Source organism: Paenibacillus sp. FSL M7-0896 (assembly GCF_037975415.1).
GTDB classification, from domain to species: domain Bacteria; phylum Bacillota; class Bacilli; order Paenibacillales; family Paenibacillaceae; genus Paenibacillus_AQ; species Paenibacillus_AQ silagei.
In genome coordinates, this window is the sequence record NZ_CP150250.1 from 3,337,665 (window position 1) to 3,356,504 (window position 18,840).

General features: G+C 52.2%; 12 protein-coding genes and 1 pseudogene. 9 read left to right on the forward strand and 4 right to left on the reverse strand.

Annotated features, from left to right (window positions below; all coding sequences use genetic code 11):
- Positions 1–36: 36 nt before the first annotated feature.
- From MKY12_RS14190 to MKY12_RS14200, 3 genes are read right to left on the reverse strand one after another with little or no spacing between them, the layout of a single operon-like run.
- Complete coding sequence (locus MKY12_RS14190; RefSeq protein WP_339314173.1) at positions 37–735, reverse strand: lactate utilization protein C; 699 nt, start codon at positions 733–735, stop codon at positions 37–39.
- On the reverse strand, positions 732–2,159 hold the full coding sequence (locus MKY12_RS14195; protein ID WP_339314174.1) for a LutB/LldF family L-lactate oxidation iron-sulfur protein: 1,428 nt from the start codon (positions 2,157–2,159) through the stop codon (positions 732–734). Before MKY12_RS14195 ends, MKY12_RS14190 begins: the two co-directional genes overlap by 4 nt.
- A complete protein-coding gene (locus MKY12_RS14200; protein WP_339314175.1) occupies positions 2,156–2,905 on the reverse strand; it encodes a (Fe-S)-binding protein in 750 nt (249 codons plus the stop codon). The genes MKY12_RS14195 and MKY12_RS14200 overlap by 4 nt, the downstream gene beginning before the upstream one ends.
- Positions 2,906–3,081: 176 nt before the next feature.
- On the opposite strand from MKY12_RS14200, the gene aldA reads away from it, so the two are divergent.
- The 9 genes from aldA to MKY12_RS14245 all read left to right on the forward strand — a co-directional run bounded on the left by aldA (position 3,082) and on the right by MKY12_RS14245 (position 18,459).
- Positions 3,082–4,527: an aldehyde dehydrogenase gene (gene aldA / locus MKY12_RS14205; RefSeq protein ID WP_339314176.1), complete on the forward strand. Its 1,446-nt coding sequence runs from the start codon at positions 3,082–3,084 to the stop codon at positions 4,525–4,527.
- A gap of 294 nt (positions 4,528–4,821) precedes the next feature.
- On the forward strand, positions 4,822–7,467 hold the full coding sequence (locus MKY12_RS14210) for a glycoside hydrolase family 2 TIM barrel-domain containing protein (RefSeq protein ID WP_339314177.1): 2,646 nt from the start codon (positions 4,822–4,824) through the stop codon (positions 7,465–7,467).
- Positions 7,460–9,562, forward strand: coding sequence for a hypothetical protein (locus MKY12_RS14215; protein WP_339314178.1), 2,103 nt, complete (start codon positions 7,460–7,462; stop codon positions 9,560–9,562). Before MKY12_RS14210 ends, MKY12_RS14215 begins: the two co-directional genes overlap by 8 nt.
- A gap of 91 nt (positions 9,563–9,653) precedes the next feature.
- Positions 9,654–10,586, forward strand: a complete 933-nt coding sequence (locus MKY12_RS14220) for a sugar ABC transporter permease (RefSeq protein ID WP_081751282.1) — start codon at positions 9,654–9,656, stop codon at positions 10,584–10,586.
- A gap of 5 nt (positions 10,587–10,591) precedes the next feature.
- Positions 10,592–11,476, forward strand: a complete 885-nt coding sequence (locus MKY12_RS14225; protein ID WP_036728412.1) for a carbohydrate ABC transporter permease — start codon at positions 10,592–10,594, stop codon at positions 11,474–11,476.
- 139 nt (positions 11,477–11,615) lie between these two features.
- Positions 11,616–13,043, forward strand: coding sequence for an extracellular solute-binding protein (locus MKY12_RS14230; protein WP_155991609.1), 1,428 nt, complete (start codon positions 11,616–11,618; stop codon positions 13,041–13,043).
- An 80-nt stretch (positions 13,044–13,123) separates the two neighbouring features.
- On the forward strand, positions 13,124–15,583 hold the full coding sequence (locus MKY12_RS14235) for an alpha-L-rhamnosidase N-terminal domain-containing protein (RefSeq protein ID WP_339314179.1): 2,460 nt from the start codon (positions 13,124–13,126) through the stop codon (positions 15,581–15,583).
- 672 nt (positions 15,584–16,255) lie between these two features.
- A complete protein-coding gene (locus tag MKY12_RS14240; RefSeq protein ID WP_339314180.1) occupies positions 16,256–17,251 on the forward strand; it encodes a hypothetical protein in 996 nt (331 codons plus the stop codon).
- Positions 17,252–17,523: 272 nt separating this feature from the next.
- Positions 17,524–18,459: a hypothetical protein gene (locus MKY12_RS14245; RefSeq protein WP_339256712.1), complete on the forward strand. Its 936-nt coding sequence runs from the start codon at positions 17,524–17,526 to the stop codon at positions 18,457–18,459.
- Positions 18,460–18,612: 153 nt separating this feature from the next.
- Here MKY12_RS14245 and MKY12_RS14250 read toward each other — a convergent pair.
- Positions 18,613–18,828 (reverse strand): annotated as a pseudogene (locus MKY12_RS14250) (class I SAM-dependent methyltransferase); the annotation flags it as partial.
- Positions 18,829–18,840 lie beyond the last annotated feature (12 nt).

An 18,840-nucleotide genomic window follows, 5' to 3' on the forward strand; every position in this document is an offset into this window, starting at 1 on the left:
TCGCTGCTATACCGTCCTTAAGGGACAGGATTCGTTCTAAATAAGCACATAGGTAGCCCTCAGCGGCCCATGCACCCCGACGACAAGCTTCATTTCGATATCGGCGGAATTGGAGGGACCAGAGATGAAGTTAATCGATGAACCCACCGGTTCCCCGTCCTGAATTCTCCGGTTAAGCGCTGCGGCGGCATCCGTGGAGCGGAGCACCAGCTTCTCACGTTCAACCACCGCAATATAATGGGCAGGCAGGAAATGGAGCGACCGTCCCTGATCGGGGCGGCTCTCCAGAACAACCGTTCCAGATTTCGCAAGTGCACAGTCGGCGAAGACTATGGCTGTATTCGCCGATTCAGCACGCCTGATATTCTCCGCCCGTCCCGCAGCTTCTTCCCATACGGTCGCATCCGGGAAGGCCAGCCCGTACTCCCTGAACCGGGGATCACCGGAAGTCATCACGTTCCCGCCGCCATTTGCCTCTAACAGATCATCTAACGTTCTCTGCAGCAGCTCCCGCGTCGTCTCAATCACCTGAGTGTGGATGAAGAAGCACTGTTCCTTAAGAATCTCCACCAGATTGTCCGTGGTAAGCGGGCCGTAGCTGTCAGGAATGAACTCCCGGATTGCAGGACGCTGAACCTCTGACTTCCGTGCCCGGCCCAGCTTGGCGGCAATCGTATTCAGAAAAGCCTCCTTATTCGTGTTTCTGTTCGCGCTCGTGTTTGTGGTTGCTGTCATTGCTCTGAGCCTCCTTTGCGCTTCTCCAGCCATGCCCGGAAGCTGTCCTTCTGCTTGACGGGCTGCTTCAGGTCGCGGGAACGAATCCAGCCCTGAAGCAAGGCCGGTCCTCTTACAATACGGCCCTGCTTGCTCATCATCCGGCTTGCAGAGTGGGCGAACCGCAGGGTTTTGCCGAACAGGGCAGGGGAAGAGAGCAGCTTGCTGGCGGCTTTCATCTGGATACGGTCGGCAGCTCCGGTTCTCTTCTGATTCACAATATTCTGGCGGTGCATAATGAGCTGCTCATGCAGCGGAATCCGCACCGGACAGACATCCGTACAGGCGCCGCACAGACTGGAAGCATACGGCAGCTCCTTATAATCGTCATAACCGCCAAGCAGCGGGGTAATGACCGCCCCAATCGGCCCCGGATAGATCGATCCGTAAGCATGGCCGCCGATATGGCGGTAGATCGGGCAGACATTCAGGCAGGCACCACAGCGGATACACTGAAGAGCTTCGTTGAATTCACTCCCCAGAATATCGGACCGCCCGTTATCGACGACTACCAGATGGAATTCCTCAGGGCCGTCTGTCTCACCGGCGATGGAGGGTCCCATTACTGTGATATAGCTGGTTAGTTTCTGTCCGACGGCGCTGCGGCAGAGCAGATTATCCAGTACCTCCATCTCCTCCAGAGTCGGCACAATCCGCTCCATGCCCATTACTGCGATATGCGTCTTGGGAATGGCAGCCGTAAGATCGCCATTGCCCTCATTGGTGACGAGATTAATCGCTCCGAGATTGGCTATGGCGAAGTTGCAGCCTGTGATTCCGACCTCCGCTTCCAGGAACTTCTGCCGCAGGACCGTGCGGGCAAATCCGGCCAGATTCTCCGGAGTTTCATCGCCTGTATAACCAAGCTTCTCTGTGAATACCCGCTTGATTTGCCTCCGGTCCTTATGCAAGGCGGGAGCCACGATATGCGAGGGCGGGTCCCAATCATCCATCTGGAGGATATATTCTCCAAGATCCGTCTCCGTCAGCTCACAGCCTGCTTCAAGCAGAACGCGGTTCAGCTCTATTTCTTCCGTGACCATGGATTTCGATTTGACGATCTTCGTGGCTTGTTTGCCCACAATAACATCCCGGATATAAGAGCTGGCTTCTTCTTTGGTCGCTGCAAAATAGATATGCCCGCCCTGTCGCTCAATATTGCCGGCAAGCTGCTCTAGATAATAATCCAGATTCTCCAGAGTGTGCTGGCGGATAAGCTGGCCTACATTCCGCCACTGCTCCCAGTCACCGAGCGCAGTGGCCGCAGACAGACGTCTTGTCTTGAGACTGTCCTGCGCCGAACCCACGGCACTGCGCATGAAGGAATCCCCAAGGCCATCCGTCGTCCGTTCGCTGAAATTACGTGAATCCGTCTGCAGGCTCAAGTCCGGCTTCCCCCTTTGCTAACTACAGGCTGATGTTGATTCAATACCTCTGCAATATGCATGATCCTTACAGGCTCACCCTTACGTGACAGGCGTCCCCCGATATTCAGCAGACAGCCCATGTCTGCACTGATTAGAATATCCGCTCCCGTATCCATGACACAGCCGCATTTCTCATCCACCATCTGCTCCGAGATTTCAGGCATCTTCACCGCAAAGGTTCCACCGAACCCGCAGCAGTTATCGCTGTTCTTGAGCGGCTCAAGCTTCAGTCCCTTCACCTGCTCCAGCAGCTGGAAGGGGGTTTCCTTCTCTCCGAGAAGTCTGGTCATATGACAGGAACGATGGTAGGTTGCGGTGCCTTCGAGAGTTGCACCCACATCGGTCACCCCCAGTACTTTGACAATGAATTGGGTCAGCTCGTAGGATTTCTCTTTTAGAGCAACCGCTTTCAATTCCCAATCGGGGTCACCCCGGAAGATCTTCGGATATTCATGAAACATAGCGATGCAGGAGCCGGACGGTCCTACGACATAATCCGAAGCCTCGAAGGCCAGCATCATGTTCTGCATAGCAAGCTTGGATTCCTGCAGATAACCGCTGTTGTAGGTAGGCTGGCCGCAGCAGACCTGTGAAGCGGGATAATCGATCTCGCAGCCAAGCCGCTCCAGGACCTCCACCATGGCAATCCCGACATTCGGGCTCATAAGGTCTACCAAACAAGTAGAAAAAATACTGACTCGCACTCCTACCCCTCCCATCATTGAAAACCTATATCCCCAGCTTAACTCAATAAGTCAATGAAAAACAACACAAAAACAAATATAAAATGTGAAACTTATTGACAATAAATATTGATAGCGTTTACACTATGATTGGGTAATTGGGCAAATGGAATAATCTACCTTGAGGGGGAGAAACAGTGACCAAGCATTTGATGTATATCGACGGCCAATTTACGGAATCCGAAGGCAAAGAGTGGATGGATGTTACCAATCCGGCAACCGATGAAGTGATCTCACAGGTTCCCAAGGCTACAAGGAATGATGTCATACGTGCCATTGATGCAGCAGAGCAAGCCCAGGCAGCGTGGGAGGAGACTCCGGCGGTAGAGCGCGGCAAGTATTTGCATGCGATTGCTGACGGCATTCGGGCAGAGGCGGACAGCATCGCCAGGCTGATCTCGGAGGAAGTCGGCAAGACCCTGGAATTATCCACCGTAGAGGTTCATTTCACTGCGGATTATTTGGATTATATGGCGGAGTGGGCACGGCGTTATGAGGGTGAGATCGTTCAGAGCGACCGTGATAATGAGCATATTTTTGTATTCAAAAGAGCGATTGGCGTCACCACGGGCATTCTGCCCTGGAACTTCCCGTTCTTCCTGATCGCGAGAAAAATGGCCCCGGCACTCATCACCGGCAACACGATTGTCGTGAAGCCCAGCGCGGAATCTCCGAACAATGCCATGGCGTTCAGCCGGATCGTGGATCAGTCCGGATTGCCTAAGGGGGTATTCAACCTTATTACTGGCAGAGGCGCGGAAGTAGGCAATGAGCTGTCCAGTAATGCCAAGGTAGGTATGGTTAGTCTTACCGGCAGCGTACCGGCAGGGCAGAAGGTTATGGAGGCGGCGGCTGAGAATATCATCAAGGTCAGCCTGGAGTTGGGCGGCAAAGCGCCTGCCATCGTCATGAAGGATGCCGATCTGGGGCTGGCTGTTCAGGCGATTGTGGCTTCCCGGGTCATTAATACAGGCCAGGTCTGCAACTGTGCGGAGCGTGTCTATGTCCATGAAGATATTAAGGAGGAGTTCACTACGCGGCTGGTTGAAGCGATGAAGGCCGTGAAGTACGGAGACCCGCTCAAGGACACAGACATCCAGATGGGACCGCTCATCAACAAGGCCGCGCAGGAATCGGTTCAGCAGAAGGTAGACCGGGCTGTTCAAGAAGGGGCTAAGATCGCCCTAGGCGGTAAAAAAGTAGCAGGAACCGGCAGTTTCTTCGAGCCGACAGTGATCACAGATGCTACGAATGATATGGAGATTGTGCAGGATGAAATTTTCGGTCCGGTCATTCCAGTCATTTCATTCTCTACCCTGGATGAGGCGATTGCTCTTGCCAATGACAGTGAATTTGGCTTAACCTCATCGCTGTACACCCAGAATCTGAATGTCGCCATGAAAGTAATCAAGCGGCTGAAATACGGGGAGACGTACATCAACCGCGAGAATTTCGAAGCGATGCAGGGCTTCCATGCAGGCTGGAGAAAATCCGGCATCGGCGGCGCTGACGGCAAGCACGGCTTGAACGAATACCTCCAGACGCATGTCGTCTACCTGCAATATGACAAGTCAGTTAACTGAATGACCTCATAATGTAAGCATATAAGCATATAAGCATAAAAGAGAAATGCTCCCATGCAGTTTGGGGGCATTTTTTGCGTGTGAATATAAGAAGTTATAGGTTCATCCGCAATTGAGCAGATTTACAAACGATTTCACAGATATGGGGGCCTTCGGATTTGGGAGCCCGGTGCTATCATTGGTAATGAAACGGCAGGTATTGTAGATTGTAAGCGCATTAACGGGATGGCGCCAGAGCCGCTCTTGGTTAGTGGCAGCGCCAAATTACCAGGGTCTGGGGGAACGGAAGAAGCGATGAGAGAAATTCTGTTGAACGAATTGAACTGGGAAGTCAAAGGATATTGGCCTTGGGTGCCGCTGAAGGGTACAAGCATGGAGCTTGGCCAGGAATTAATGGGGGTGACCGACTGGATGCCGGCAACGGTGCCGGGGGGAGTTCATTACGATCTCTACAGACAGGGCTGGATTGCCAATCCCTATGAGGACTTGAACAGCTTGAGCTGCGAATGGGTAGAGAATCGCTGGTGGGTGTACCGTATGACCTTGAAACGACCGGAGTTGAAGGGGTCCCGAGTTGAGCTGGTCTTTCTGGGGCTTGATTATGAAGCAGCGGTATACGCTGATCATATCCTGCTTGGGGAGCATAAAGGAATGTTTGATCCGGCTGTGTACGATGTTACAGAGCTGCTATCCGTTAGGGAGAAGCTTGAGATCTCCGTGCTTCTGAAGCAGGCGCCCGATGAAATGGGGCAAATCGGCAAAACCTCGGCCACCTTCACACAGAAGAGCCGTTTCAATTATAAGTGGGATTTCTCTACCCGGCTGGTTAACGTTGGAATCTGGGATGATGTGCTGCTAAGGATACATGAGGATTACTCGTGGGGCGAAATGTCCATCACAACCCATACTAATTTTGAAGAGGACGGCAGCCGTCAGGTGACTGGCAGTATTGAAATACAGGCAGCCGTCCCGTCCACAGCTGGAGCAGAACCTGCCCGGATACTGACGGCGAATATTACCTGCTCTGATCCCGGAGGTAATCTGCTGTTGATGCAGACGCATTCCGTCTGTGCTGGAGCGGTGCTCAAGACCACACTTGATATCCTTGAACCTGAGCTATGGTATCCGAACGGTTACGGGGCGCAGCCGCTCTACTGTCTTGAACTGAAGCTGCTGGATGAAGACGGGAAGGAACTGGATACGCGGGTTATACGAACCGGAATCCGCAAGCTTGACTATATCCGCAATGTTGACAGTCCTGACAATGCGCTGCCCTATACAGTGGTCATCAACGGCCGCCGGATCTATATGAAAGGGGTGAATATGACCCCTCTGGACCATCTCTACGGAAATATAACAGTCGAACAGTATCAGCTTATGGTCCGTCTCATGAAGGCGGCTCATGTCAATCTTGTCCGGGTATGGGGCGGGGGGATCATTGAGAAGCAGGTCTTCTACGACCTATGCGATGCGAACGGCATTATGGTCTGGCAGGAATTCATCCAGTCGAGCTCGGGGATTGACAATATTCCTTCCAAGCAGCCGGAGTTCCTTGAGCTGCTGCACCAGTCCGCCCGCTCAGCACTCAAGGCGAAGCGTAATCATGTCGCCATGACGATATGGAGCGGCGGCAATGAATTAATGAGCGAGCCGAATAAGCCTTCGGACTTAAGCGATTCCAATCTGGCAATGCTGAAGGAACTCGTTGAGCAGTATGATCCGCAGCGGCTGTTCCTGCCAACCTCGGCTTCCGGTCCGGTGGAGTATATTAGCGAGACCAAGGGGCAGGGGCATGATGTACACGGTCACTGGAAGTACATGGGCAACCCGTATCATTATGAGCTATATGGCAGCAACGATAATCTGCTGCACAGTGAATTTGGGGTGGACGGTCTGAGTTCACTCAAGAGTCTGGAGAAATTCCTGGGCGCAGCGCACCGCCAGCCGGTCTCCATGGAGAACAGTGCAGTCTGGAGACATCACGGGGAGTGGTGGGATACGCTGAGCCGGGATGAAGAAATATTCGGCAGTCTGACAGACCTGGCACAATTCTCCGCCTGCAGCCAGTGGATTCAGGCGGAAGGAATCCGCTTCGTGCTGGAGGCCAACCGGCGGCGCAAGTTCCGGAACAGCGGAAGTATTGTCTGGCAGCTCAACGAACCCTGGCCGAACGTGTCCTGTACCAATGTGGTTGATTATTATGGTGAACCGAAGATGGCTTACCACTGGATGAAACAGGCCTTCCGTCCACTGCATGTATCACTGGACTACCGGAGTCTGCTGCTCACACCGGGTACCGGTTTCCAGGGAGATGTATACGTACATGGCTGGGAAGGGGAATCGTGTGAAGCTGATGCGGAGGTCCTGGATTCGGCGGGCCGGAGCCTGCACCGGCAGCATTTCATAACACAAGGAGACAGAGACCAGGCAGTCTGCGCCGGGACCCTGAAGTTCACAGTACCTGAGCTGGAGGACCAGTTATATTTCGTCAGATTGTCCTTTATGAACCGTGAAGAAGAACCGCAGCAGAATGTATATGTATTCTCTACCGCCAGGGAGCATCTGTACGCACCAGCGTTAGCGCTTACAGGCGGCAATCTTCAGGTGCGCCAGGAGAATAGATGGCTGCCCGCTGTTACCGGAGAGCTGAGTCTGCAAGCCTGCTTCATGGTAGCTAATACAGGCAGTGAAGCGTTGCTGCATGTACATGCGGAAGAGAAGGGAAACCGCTACTGGATGGAAGCAGACGAGCAGTTCCTGACCTTGTTCCCTGGTGAGGCAAGAATGGTGACGGTGACCTGCACGCCGAGACAGGCGGGAGGATTCCTGGCCGGGAAGAATCACAGCATCTCCGGGGACCTGCCGGTTATACAGTTCAAATCGTTCCTGGCTGTCCAGGGCACAAGCAAACCGGACGGGGGGCAGGAGAATCGTGAATAGACCATTATGTTATGTTCCAGGGCCATTCGTACCGCTAAGCCGGTATGTTCAAGCGGGCGGGCATGAGCCCGTTACCGTTCCGGTAAGCCGGGCAGTGGCGGACTATCTAAGACGGCATCGCTCTATTCTGAAGCTGGCCTGTCAGCGCAGCGGCGAGGTGACCTACCTTAATGCACGGTGGTCCACACTTTATGAAGATACCGTTGAAGCTGAAGCAGCAGCCTGGAACAGCAATACAGCGGAAGGCGTGTTCGTACTTGTCAGCCCGCTGCTTACCAATATGTTCCCGGTAGTATCGCACTGGGATAACGATTCAGCAGAGGGCGGAGGCAGGTTCCGCTATGGAGGAACAGACGGCATTGGAACGCTGCGCATGGACGAAGCGGGCGAGCAGGTTATTTCCGAGCATGTAAGGCTCTATAACAGCGACACCGACAGCCCTTATGTATATAACACGGAAGATTATGAGCTGTTTGGTGAGGGTGAATTGGAGCGAACACTGAGAACTCCGCAATTCGAGCACTACATCGGGGACCGTTACAGTCTATATGCCGTCGATGATCTGGTCGCCGTATCCTTGAGTGACCGTATGCTCAAGACTTTCGGATATCCAGTGGTCTTCGTTAATGAATCCAGGGAGGAAGGGGCGTTAATAGGTGATGCACCTGTATTTCAGCTAATTAGCAACAGGCTGCTGAATTCGGAGAACCGGTATAGCCTGGCTTCCTATATTCTCCCGCCTTATTGGAATCCGGCGAACGCCAAGAGGTATCCGCTGTTGTTCAATGGTTATTATGACGCCAATGAGAACACCTTCAGTACTGTGGGACCTTCATTTCTGGAGATCATAGGCAAGACGCTGGCCGGTACGGGCCAAGGCGTGGTTGGCATTCTCTGGAACGGCGGAGGCTACATCGGAAGCCGCTCCCTGCAAGGCTCAATCTATGGTGGGATCGGGGCGGCAATTGCCAGCGCCCAGGACCGCTATGGCGGTGATGCAGACCAGGTAGTGGCTGTGGGAGGTTCGCGCGGCGGATTGACTGCACTGCTGGCCGGAGGCAACCCGCACCGGCTGCCTTACCGGGTACGTTACACACTGTGCTATGCACCGCCGCTCATCCTTAACGGACTTATCCGAGAGTATGCGGAAGGCGCCTGTCCGCTGATCTGGCATGTAGCAGAGGTGGACACCGGTTACCGTGATATTTGGAAGCAAAATTGGCGGCATCCGGTGACAGGAAGTACCGCAATTGAGACTCTTCTGTGGACACTTACAGGTGAAAGTGACTCCGGCCTTCTGAAGGAAACTGCCGGACTCGAATCCGGGTTCTTCCTGCAAGGGCTGAAGGCGAGCGGTACGAAGCTGCTGATCAATCACGGTACACATGATGCCTTCACTCTCAGCCGGTTCAGCTTTGCTTTTGCCGCATTGGTCCGAAGCTATGGCATTCCGCTGCGTCATGAGATCGGCTACCGCTTCGGCCATAACAACTGTACGGATCTCTACGAGCAGGCGGCCCTATGCCTGAAGGCTTTGCTTGAAGATCAGGAGCTTGACTTCACAGGAACGGTGCATTACCGCAGACGCAGTCCGGCTGCAGGAGAATGGGAACAGGCTGAACGGTTTAGCCCGGCCCGTCAGCCGGTTTTTCTGGAGGCGCCGAAGATTATACCCGCAGGCAGTCCGGTAGCTTGGACACTGTATGGAGAGCAAGGCATGGAATACCGGCTGGAGCTGGAGAGCCTGGACCAGCAGGCATGGGAACAGAACAAGCAGGTGATCCGTAACAAGCGCATCACGCTTGCGACCGGGAGATTGCCGGACAAGCGGCATCCCCTTGAAGTCTGCTCGTGGCAGGAGGGGATAAGCCCATCCACTGACGCGTTAAGTGCAGGTTATTATCTGTATGGGCTGTCCTACAGGCTGAGAGGCGAACTGGACTGGACTGAGGTCTCACCTTCCCGGGTGCCGCAGCCTGGTGTAGAGCCGCAGTCGGTTCTCCGTATTCTGGAGGAGCAGCCCAATCCGGCAAGCGAGGCCTTCCGCGCGGAAGCGGCTGTGCTGTGCATCAGCTCCGGGCTGTCTGAAGCCTGAGCAGGCAGCTTAACCGGTACAGAAGGTATACCAACTATACAACGCCTGACCGGAGTGAATTACGGTTCCGGGAGGAAGGAAGGACAGGAGCATGATTGGAAGAATCAATGAAGCAAAGCCTTTTATCGCAAAGAAAAAGAACGGGAATCCTCTGCGGCGATTGCTCAGAGATTGGTCCTCCTGGATATTAATAGTGCCAACGGTGTTAGTCTTTTTCTTTTTTTCCTGGCAACCGCTCGTCAAGGGGATTGTGCTCTCTTTCTTCAACACCGAGGGTTATAATGCTGTAAGCTTTGCCGGATTGCAGAACTACAAGGATGTTATTCAGAATTCGGCATTTCAGCAGACACTGGTCAATTCATTTATGTATGTGATCTGGTCGCTGCTGATCGGCTTTGCCGTCCCGATTGTAGTCGCTGTTGTAATTAATGAACTCAGACACGGGAAGTCCTTTTTCCGCTTCTCCGTCTTTTTTCCCAGTATGGTTCCCGGTATTGCGGCTTCCATGTTATGGATGTTCCTGTTTGAGCCCGGGCAGGGCGGTTTGCTGAACAGTATGCTGAGTGCCTTGGGCTTCCCGGTACAGCAATGGCTCCAGGACCCGAAGATGACCATAATGCTGATCATATTCACCATCACCTGGCGGAACTTCGGAGGGACGGTGCTGCTCTATCTGGCAAGCCTTCAGAGTATCAATCATGATCTGTATGAAGCAGCTTCGATCGACGGTGCCAATGTATGGCGGCGCTTCAGAAGCATTACCCTTCCGCAAATTTCCAGCATGATCGGACTGATGATGATTCTGCAGATCAGCGGGGTATTTCAGATCTTCAATGAACCGCTGGTCATGACCGAGGGCGGACCGAATAATGCTTCCATGACGCTGATGCTGCAAAGCTATTATTATGCATTCCGCAGTTTCGAGGCAGGCCATTCCATGGCGCTGGGGGTTATTACTTTTCTTGTCCTGATGGTCCTTACCGTTATTTATTTCAGGCTGGATAAGAAATTGAACAGGGAGTAGAAGCCATGAAAACCAATGAAGCTTACGGCATTATCGGCAATATTGAATACAGATCACCCTGGGTGCGCCTGTTGTACTGGAGCTTGTTCCTTCTGATGATTGCGCTCGCCGCCGTCTGTATCCTGCCTCCAGTCTGGATCATGGTCTCAAGCCTTAAGGACATTAAGGAGTTCTATGCGATTCCGCCTACCTTAATCCCCCGCACCTTCAATCTCAGCAAGCTGTGGGAGACCTGGCAGGAGTTCAATTTCCTCAGTTACTATCTGAATACAGCTTACCTGGCTGCCGGTTCTGTACTGTTCTGTCTCACCTTTAACGGGCTGGCCGGATATTTCTTCTCCAAACTGAAGCCGCGCGGGAGCGCGCTTCTGTTCGTGCTGATTGTATGGACGATGATGGTTCCAAATACGGTGGGCATGGTGCCGCTGTTCAAGAACCTGATTGATTTCCCGCTGCTGCATGTGAATCTGACCAATACCTTCTGGCCGATGTGGTTCATGGCTGCCGTGAATCCGGTAGTGATACTGATCTTCAAGAACTTCTTCGACTCGATTCCCCAGGCGCTGCTGGAAGCGGCCAAGATCGACGGGGCGAGCACTATCGGCATCTTCATCCGGGTGATTCTTCCGCTCAGCGGCCCGGTTATGGCCACGATTACGATTCTTACGATGAATAGTGTATGGCAGGATTTCTTCTGGCCCTTCATGGTACTAAAGGATAAATCGACCTGGTCGGTCATTGTGGCTATCTATAATTTGAAAGCAACATTACCGCAGGACATTCAGTTTATTGCCCTGACGTTCGCCATCCTGCCGCCGATTGTGCTGTTTATTTTTTTCCAAAGGTACATCATGAACGGGCAAGCCTTCGGCGGCAGCATTAAAGGGTAATGTAACCCGATCACAAACCATTTCACAGTTTTGCCCCGTAGGGCGCTCTAAAGGACGCATGGTAAGATGATCTCAGCATTAAAGAAAGCGCTTTACAAAAAGCAAAATTGCTATAAGAATAATTATAGGGGGAATTACTTTGAGAATGGCACACCACAAGAAAATAACCGCAACCCTGGCGCTCACCCTGCTTACGGCCGCCGGACTGGCCGGCTGCGGCGGCTCCAATGAAGGACAAACAGGCGGGAGCGGAAATGCAGCAGCCGGCAAACAGGTAACGATTAAGGTCAGCAACTGGCCGAAGCCGAATGAGGAAGCCAAGATCGCCCAGTATGAACAGCTCATGGCGAAGATGAAAACCAATTATCCGAACATTACGGTGGACAAGGATGAATGGGGCTATGACGTCAGCTCATTCCTGCCCAAAGCTGCGAGCGGCCAGCTCCCAACGGTATATGAGACCTTTTTCACCGAAACCAGCAAAATCATTAAAGCTAATTACGCAGCGGATATCACGGACACGATGAAGAAGTATGGATATGACAAGGCCATTAACCCGGATCTTCTAAAAATGGTGACCAAGGACGGCAAGTATTACGGGATTCCGAAGGACGGTTATGTCATCGGCATGCTCTATAATGTGAATCTCTTCAAGGAAGCGGGCCTTCTGGATGACAAGGGGATTCCGAAGTTCCCCAAGACGTATGAGGAGCTGGCGGAAACGGCGCAGATCATCAAGCAAAAGACCGGCAAAGCCGGAATGTTCCTGCCGACGAAGAGCGGCCAGGGCGGCTGGATGTTCATGAACATTGCCTGGGCCTACGGTGCGGAATTCGAGAAGCAGGTTGACGGCAAATGGCAGGCGGTATTCAATTCTCCTGAGGCTGCCGCGGCGCTGCAATATGTGAAGGATCTGAAGTGGAAATACAATGTGCTGCCAGATAACAATCTGGTGGATGTCACCAATGACATGTTCCGTATGCTGGGAACTGATCAGGTTGCCATGAGCTTCGGCACCAACGACTGGCCTCCGGTCATCCAGCAGCAGACCAAGATGTCCAAGGACAATATTGCCATGTCAGCACTTCCTGTAGGTCCGATCGGAGAACCTGTTACCCTGCTGGGGGGCGGCCTGTATATGTTCTCGCCGAATGTAACCCCGGAGCAGATTGATGCCGGCTTCAAATGGCTGAAGACCTATGGATTCACACCCGAATCCTCAGAGGAGGCTCTGACCGGCTGGGATATCGAGAAGAAGACACTCAGCGATCAGGGGCTGATCATCGGCCCTTACGGGCTGCGGATCTGGACCGATGAGAAGCGTATTGGGGAGGAACAGAAAATTCTCGACAAATACAACAACGTGAATCTGGACATGTTCCGTGATTATATGGACAACGGCAGTAAGGGGATGCGGGCGGAGGAGCCCATCAATGCCCAGGAATTGTATCAGAAGCTGGATGTCGTGCTGCAATCCGTGCTAACCGACAAGAATGCAGATCCGCAGAAGATCCTGGATAAGGCGGCGGAAGAATTCCAGCGGGATTATCTCGATAAAGTCAAATAAAAAAACAGTCAAACACCGGCGCCGTCCTTCTGAAGGGCGGCGATGCCGTTTATATGAAGGTGAAAGGAGATGCGGATAACATGGCGGCAAAAGAATGGGGAGACTGGAGCGCCCGCTGGATCTGGCTGCAGGAAGAGCAAGGAGCTATGGACAAGGATGCGCGGCATGAGCGGGTATATTTCCGCAGAGTGTTTGAGCTGCCAGCCGGTACAGGCAAGGCGTACAGTTTGAATATGGCGATTACCGGAGACAGCCGCTACAGGCTGTTCGTCAATGGCCAGCGCCAATGGGCGGGGCCTTGCAAGGGGCATGAACATGTACAATATTATGAGGAATTCAGCCTGGAGGGCATCCTGCAGCCGGGGATCAATGTAATTGCTGTTACAGTGGTTCATTATGCCGGGACCGCTCCCTTTGAAATGGGGGAAGACGGTCCTTTATCCGTATGGCGTTCGGAGCAAGGCGGTTTGCTAGTAGAAGCGGAGATTACAGCGGACGGGCAGCTTGTGCAGGAACTGCCTACGGATACTTCCTGGAAAGCTATCCGGGATCTCAGCTACCGGCTCCGCCCGTTTCCGATGATGCGCTGGATGGGCGGATTGGAAGAGTCCGCCGGGGACGCAGCACTCCGGGACTGGACGCTGCCGGAATATGATGACAGTGCCTGGAGTGCTGCCCGGATAGTACAGCCGGTAAGGGATGACTATGGTCAACTGACCCCCTGGCAGCTGGAACGGCGTCCGGTTCCGCTGCTGTATGAGCAGGAACAATGCTTCTGGAAGCTGATGCGCAGCAGCTGCGGGGAGGGAGAGGCCCTTTTCACGGCCGGGCATCGTCTGGAGCTGCGCGATGGAGCCAGCAGCACTGTCCCTTCTATTGCAGGGCCTGCTGCTGAAGGTGTACTTGTCCAGGCGGGACAGCAGCTCTGGCTGGAGCTGGATGCAGGCGAGCTGACCACAGGTTATCTGCAGCTTAAGCTCCAGGGCGGAGGAGGCAGTCTCATTACACTCCAATACGCAGAATGCTATGAAGAAGAGACAGGGGATGATGAAGTCCGCCGCAAAGCCGTCCGCGATGAGATGAGGGAGCAGGTATTACGGGGCGGTTACGACAGCTACCGGCCAGCCGGTTACGGCACAGAAGACCAGCCCGAAGTTTATGAGCCGTTCTGGTTCCGTACCTTCCGTTATATGCGGCTGGAGGTTCATGCCGGAACCGAACCGCTGAGGATAACCGGAATCAGCTACAGGGAGACCGGATATCCGCTCCAGCTGCAAGGAAGCTTTCACTGCTCGGATGAACGTTATAACCGTCTCTGGGAGCTGAGTGTGCGGACGCTCAGGCGCTGTATGCACGAGACCTATGAGGACACTCCCTATTATGAACAGCTGCAATACACAATGGATACCAGGCTGATGATGGAATTTACGTACCTGCTGTCAGGAGACGACAGGCTGGCCCGCAGGGCCATGGAGGACTACAGAGCTTCGCAGCTGCCAAGCGGGATGCTGCAAAGCCGCTATCCCTCAGTGCTGCCGCAGGTCATTCCTTCCTTCTCCCTATACTGGATCGGAATGATTCATGACCACTACAGGGTCTTCAGGGATCTGACGCTGGTGAAGCATTACCGGACGGCCATGCTGTCCGTGCTGGACTGGTTCGATCAGCGCTTGACGCCGGAAGGACTGGTTGACCGGACTCCGCGCCAGTACTGGAATTATTACGACTGGGTAGAAGAATGGCCGCTTGGCGCTCCGGATTGCACGAATGAGGCACCTGCCACTCTGATGAGTCTAATGTATGCTTTTGCACTGGGACAAGCGGCCGAGCTGCTGGAAGTGAGCTGCTGGACACAGCTTGCCGCAGAACTGCGCCAGCGCAAGGCCGCAGTCAACGCTGCGGTATTGGATAACTGCCGACAAGCGGACGGTCCGCTCTTCCGCGACAGCCCGGAGGCAGGACCAGAGGTACAGCTCAGCCAGCACACGCAGGTCTGGGCAGTGCTTGCCGGTACTGTGTCTGCTGCGGAGGGAGAGGCTCTGCTGCAAACGGTATTGACCGATACGTCAATGGCTAAGCTCTCGCTGCCGATGAGTTATTATCTGTTCCGCGCGCTGGAGCTTAGCGGAATGTATGACCGGTCTTACGGGCTATGGACACGCTGGATGAAGCAGCTGGAGCTGGGGCTGACCACACTTCCCGAGATCGACTCTGCGGATACCAGAAGCGACTGCCATGCCTGGAGCGCACTGCCGATTACTGAATTCACCAGAGGGATATTGGGGGTCCGGCAGGACATAGATAGCATTATTTTGCAGCCTCATTGCGGAGAGCTACAATACGCCAGCGGAGCCGTAAGCACAGAACAGGGCCTTATCACCGTGAGCTGGGAGATAACTACAGAGGAAGGCGTCGAAGTGTTCCGCTTGGAAGCCGTCTGGACACCCGGCTCAGCCATTACTGTTATTCTGCCGAATGGAGAGGTTCAGAAGAGTGACACAGGCCGGATAGAGATCGACATTAGGGGCTTTAACTGCTAGTATAGCATCAGACTTTATACGGTAAATTGAATCAGTAAGCTCGAACCAGCTACTATTGTGTTCCGTTTTCCGATTACATTCGGCTTACGCGGCGCTCCCAGTCCAATTGTGTTCGGTTTTCCGATTACATTTGGCCTACGCAGCGCTCCCAGTCCAATTGTGATCGGTTTTTCGATTACATTTGGCCTACGCAGCGCTCCCAGTCCAATTGTGATCGGTTTTTCGATTACATTCGGCTTACGCGGTGCACCCAGTCCAATTGTGATCGGTTTTTCTTCGCTCCAGCATAATGAGCACGATTTTTCGCATACATCTGGCTCAATGACTTCACTCTTATAGTCCTTCAGGCCTCATCGCGCCCACTCCACCTTTTTAAATCTGACTCTGCATTAGTATATGGTCAGATTTAAACTAGTGGCAGGCTTAATTGTACTTCGTACAACTAGAACGCCTGATTTCAAACCAATTATTCGTTTAGATGTATTTCGTACATTTAAATTATCACTGTACCTTGATTCTCACACCTTCGGGCTGATTTAGTTGCACAGACTACAGGTATACGCTGCTCTTATGCCTTTTGGCTGGTTTTAATTGTACATTCTACAGCTATCGTTGAATTGGGTCTTATTTCAGCTTGATTTACTCTAACACCGGAAGGGGATGGGAAGCCCTATGTTCAGATCGTTCGGCCGCAACATCCGCCTGGTCCTGGTGTTGTTCATTACGGTCTATATCTCTGCTTCAAGCTTCATTCTGTACCGCAATATGGAGCACAGGAGCATGGATATGCTCAGGCAGCTGTCTGTCCAGTACACCGGCCAGCAGCATAAGAATACACTGCTGTTCATGAACTGGCTGGAAGAGACCTCCAAGCTGATTTCCAATAATCAGGTGGTGCAGCAAGCGCTGAAGAAACCAGCGTATGACGGGGCAATTTCCCCGATACTGGAAGGTATACGTTCTTCCAGCAGTGATATACTCGGCATTTACATTTGGGGTGAAGCAGGCGTGGCTTATTCTTCCAGCAATGTGTCGGGGCTGCTCCCGTTCAACGAGATTAAGAAGGACCCGGGAATGCAGCAATTCCTGGGAGATCGTGAGCAGACCTTACGCTGGACAGTCCTGAACCGCGAACAACTGATGAATGCGCCTACAGATCTGCGTGACCGTCTGCTGCTTGAAGTGAAAATTCAGGAAGCGGGAGGACGGGTCCTCGGTCTGCTCTCCCTTGAAGTGGAGATTGGCAAGCTGTACAGCTTCTACCTGTCAGACAAGAATTCGATCTACGGGGAGAATGAGGTCTACCTGCTGAAGGAAGACGGGAAGCTGCTGATGGCAGCGGACATGCCTCCGGTGCGCCTTCAGGAAATCGGAGCAGCGCTGGCCACACCGGGAAAGAGCAGCCTGAACGAAACGGACTTCATGGTGCGCGAAACAGCCGGTGGCCTAATTCTGCTCTACCCGCTGCCCGATTCGGCTGATCAGATTGTCACCTATATCTCTGCGGACGGCATGAAGGCAGAGCTCCAGGCGTTCAAATATATAATGCTGGCATTGAACATCGCAGTATTCATATTGTTCTGGCTGCTGATCTCTATGCTGAGCAGCAGTATTGTGAATCCGTTGAACCAGCTGTACCTGAAGATCAATTCAACGATGAAGGAGTAGGCGACACAAAAGAAATCCAGCATCGATCCAAGCACATGCAGTACGGCGAACCGTATCGCAAGTAGGGGCGAGTTTTTTGCTGACTTTTTCGTGCAGAAATTGCAAGGTATTCATTTTTTATTTCCGATAAAATAACCTTGAAGGGAGGGAATACGATGGATTGGTTGGACTAGGATGAATAAGCTTATTGCGTTTTTTCATCTTCCTCCATGTTTTCACGCGGTAAATGAAATGTAATTATTGTCTGCCAATTGAGGAAGGAGGATAAATTCATGTTTACCTATATAGGAAATGGTGCGTATTGTTATTCCAATTCCACTTCCATGCTTCTTGACACTGTCGGGGAAAGAATACCCGCGGAATCTATTGAAGTCTTGTCTGGCGTTGGACTTGGAGCGCTCTGGTTCAAAGAGGACAACATGGTATTCTTTTCGAACGGAGTTCCACATATCGGAGTAAGCAAGGCACTGGATATACTGGGATTCACCATTACCGAACATTCAAGCATAGATAGTTCAAATATTGAAGGAATACTTACAACTGCAATCAAACAACATCCAGTATTGCTAGGACCGTTGGATATGGGTTATTTAAGATATATGCCTAATCATAGTTATCTACATGGCTGCGATCATTATGTGCTGGCTTTTGGGATAGAGAATGGAGTGGTTAGACTCCATGACCCTGCAGGATATCCTTATGCAATGCTTCCAATGGAAGACTTGATAAAAGCAAGTAAAACAAGTCATCTTCAATACCGATTGTATCCACATGATATGACCTATCATTACTGGTGTGCCCCCAAACGAGTTAAGCACCCGAGTCATCAGGAAATATGCGTTGAGGCTATCCGGTATTTCAGACAAGTTTATAACGATATAGAAGGACAATACTCGGAACGTAACTGGTTAATAGGAAGTGATGCCATAGCAGAGTTAAAGAGATATATTCTGGGTGGCGATATTAACCCTAGTTTGGTGGGTCATTTGACACATTTTGCGTTTCAGGTAGGGGCAAGACGTGCATTGAACTTTAGCGAATTCTTCCGAGGTGAGAATGGTGGTTTAGCCGAAATTAAGCTGTTGCAGTCAGAAGTGTATGGCAGGTGCCACTCGCTGGCGGTAAACAGTGATTGGCTTATGATAGGTGAAGCTTTAAGTCATTTAGCAGAGCTAGAAATTAAGTTTCAAGAAGCTATATTCACCTAAAACCAGAGGCATTTAAATTTTGAGAATCATGACGATCTACAAAGATAGTTGGAAAATATCCTTTAAAAAAGAGCCATCCTTTGCGGGATGGCTCTTAAAACTCGCCCCTTCAGCTATCGTGGTGAACCTTAACGCTGGGGCAAGGTTTTCCCCTTACCGAATAGGTACTGCTAAAACAACATGCAACAATTGATTCACTTTAAGGTGTTTCGTGATGCAGCCGCTATCCTCTAATAAATCAATGAGCTTGGGGAATAGAATATAATCCTCCTGAATAGCGAGCAGCATTTGGTCACTCGTCAGATGATGCAGGGCAAAACTCGAAACAATAAAATCAAATTTCCCGTCAAGGTATGGTAATGCCAGGAAATTGCCGCACTG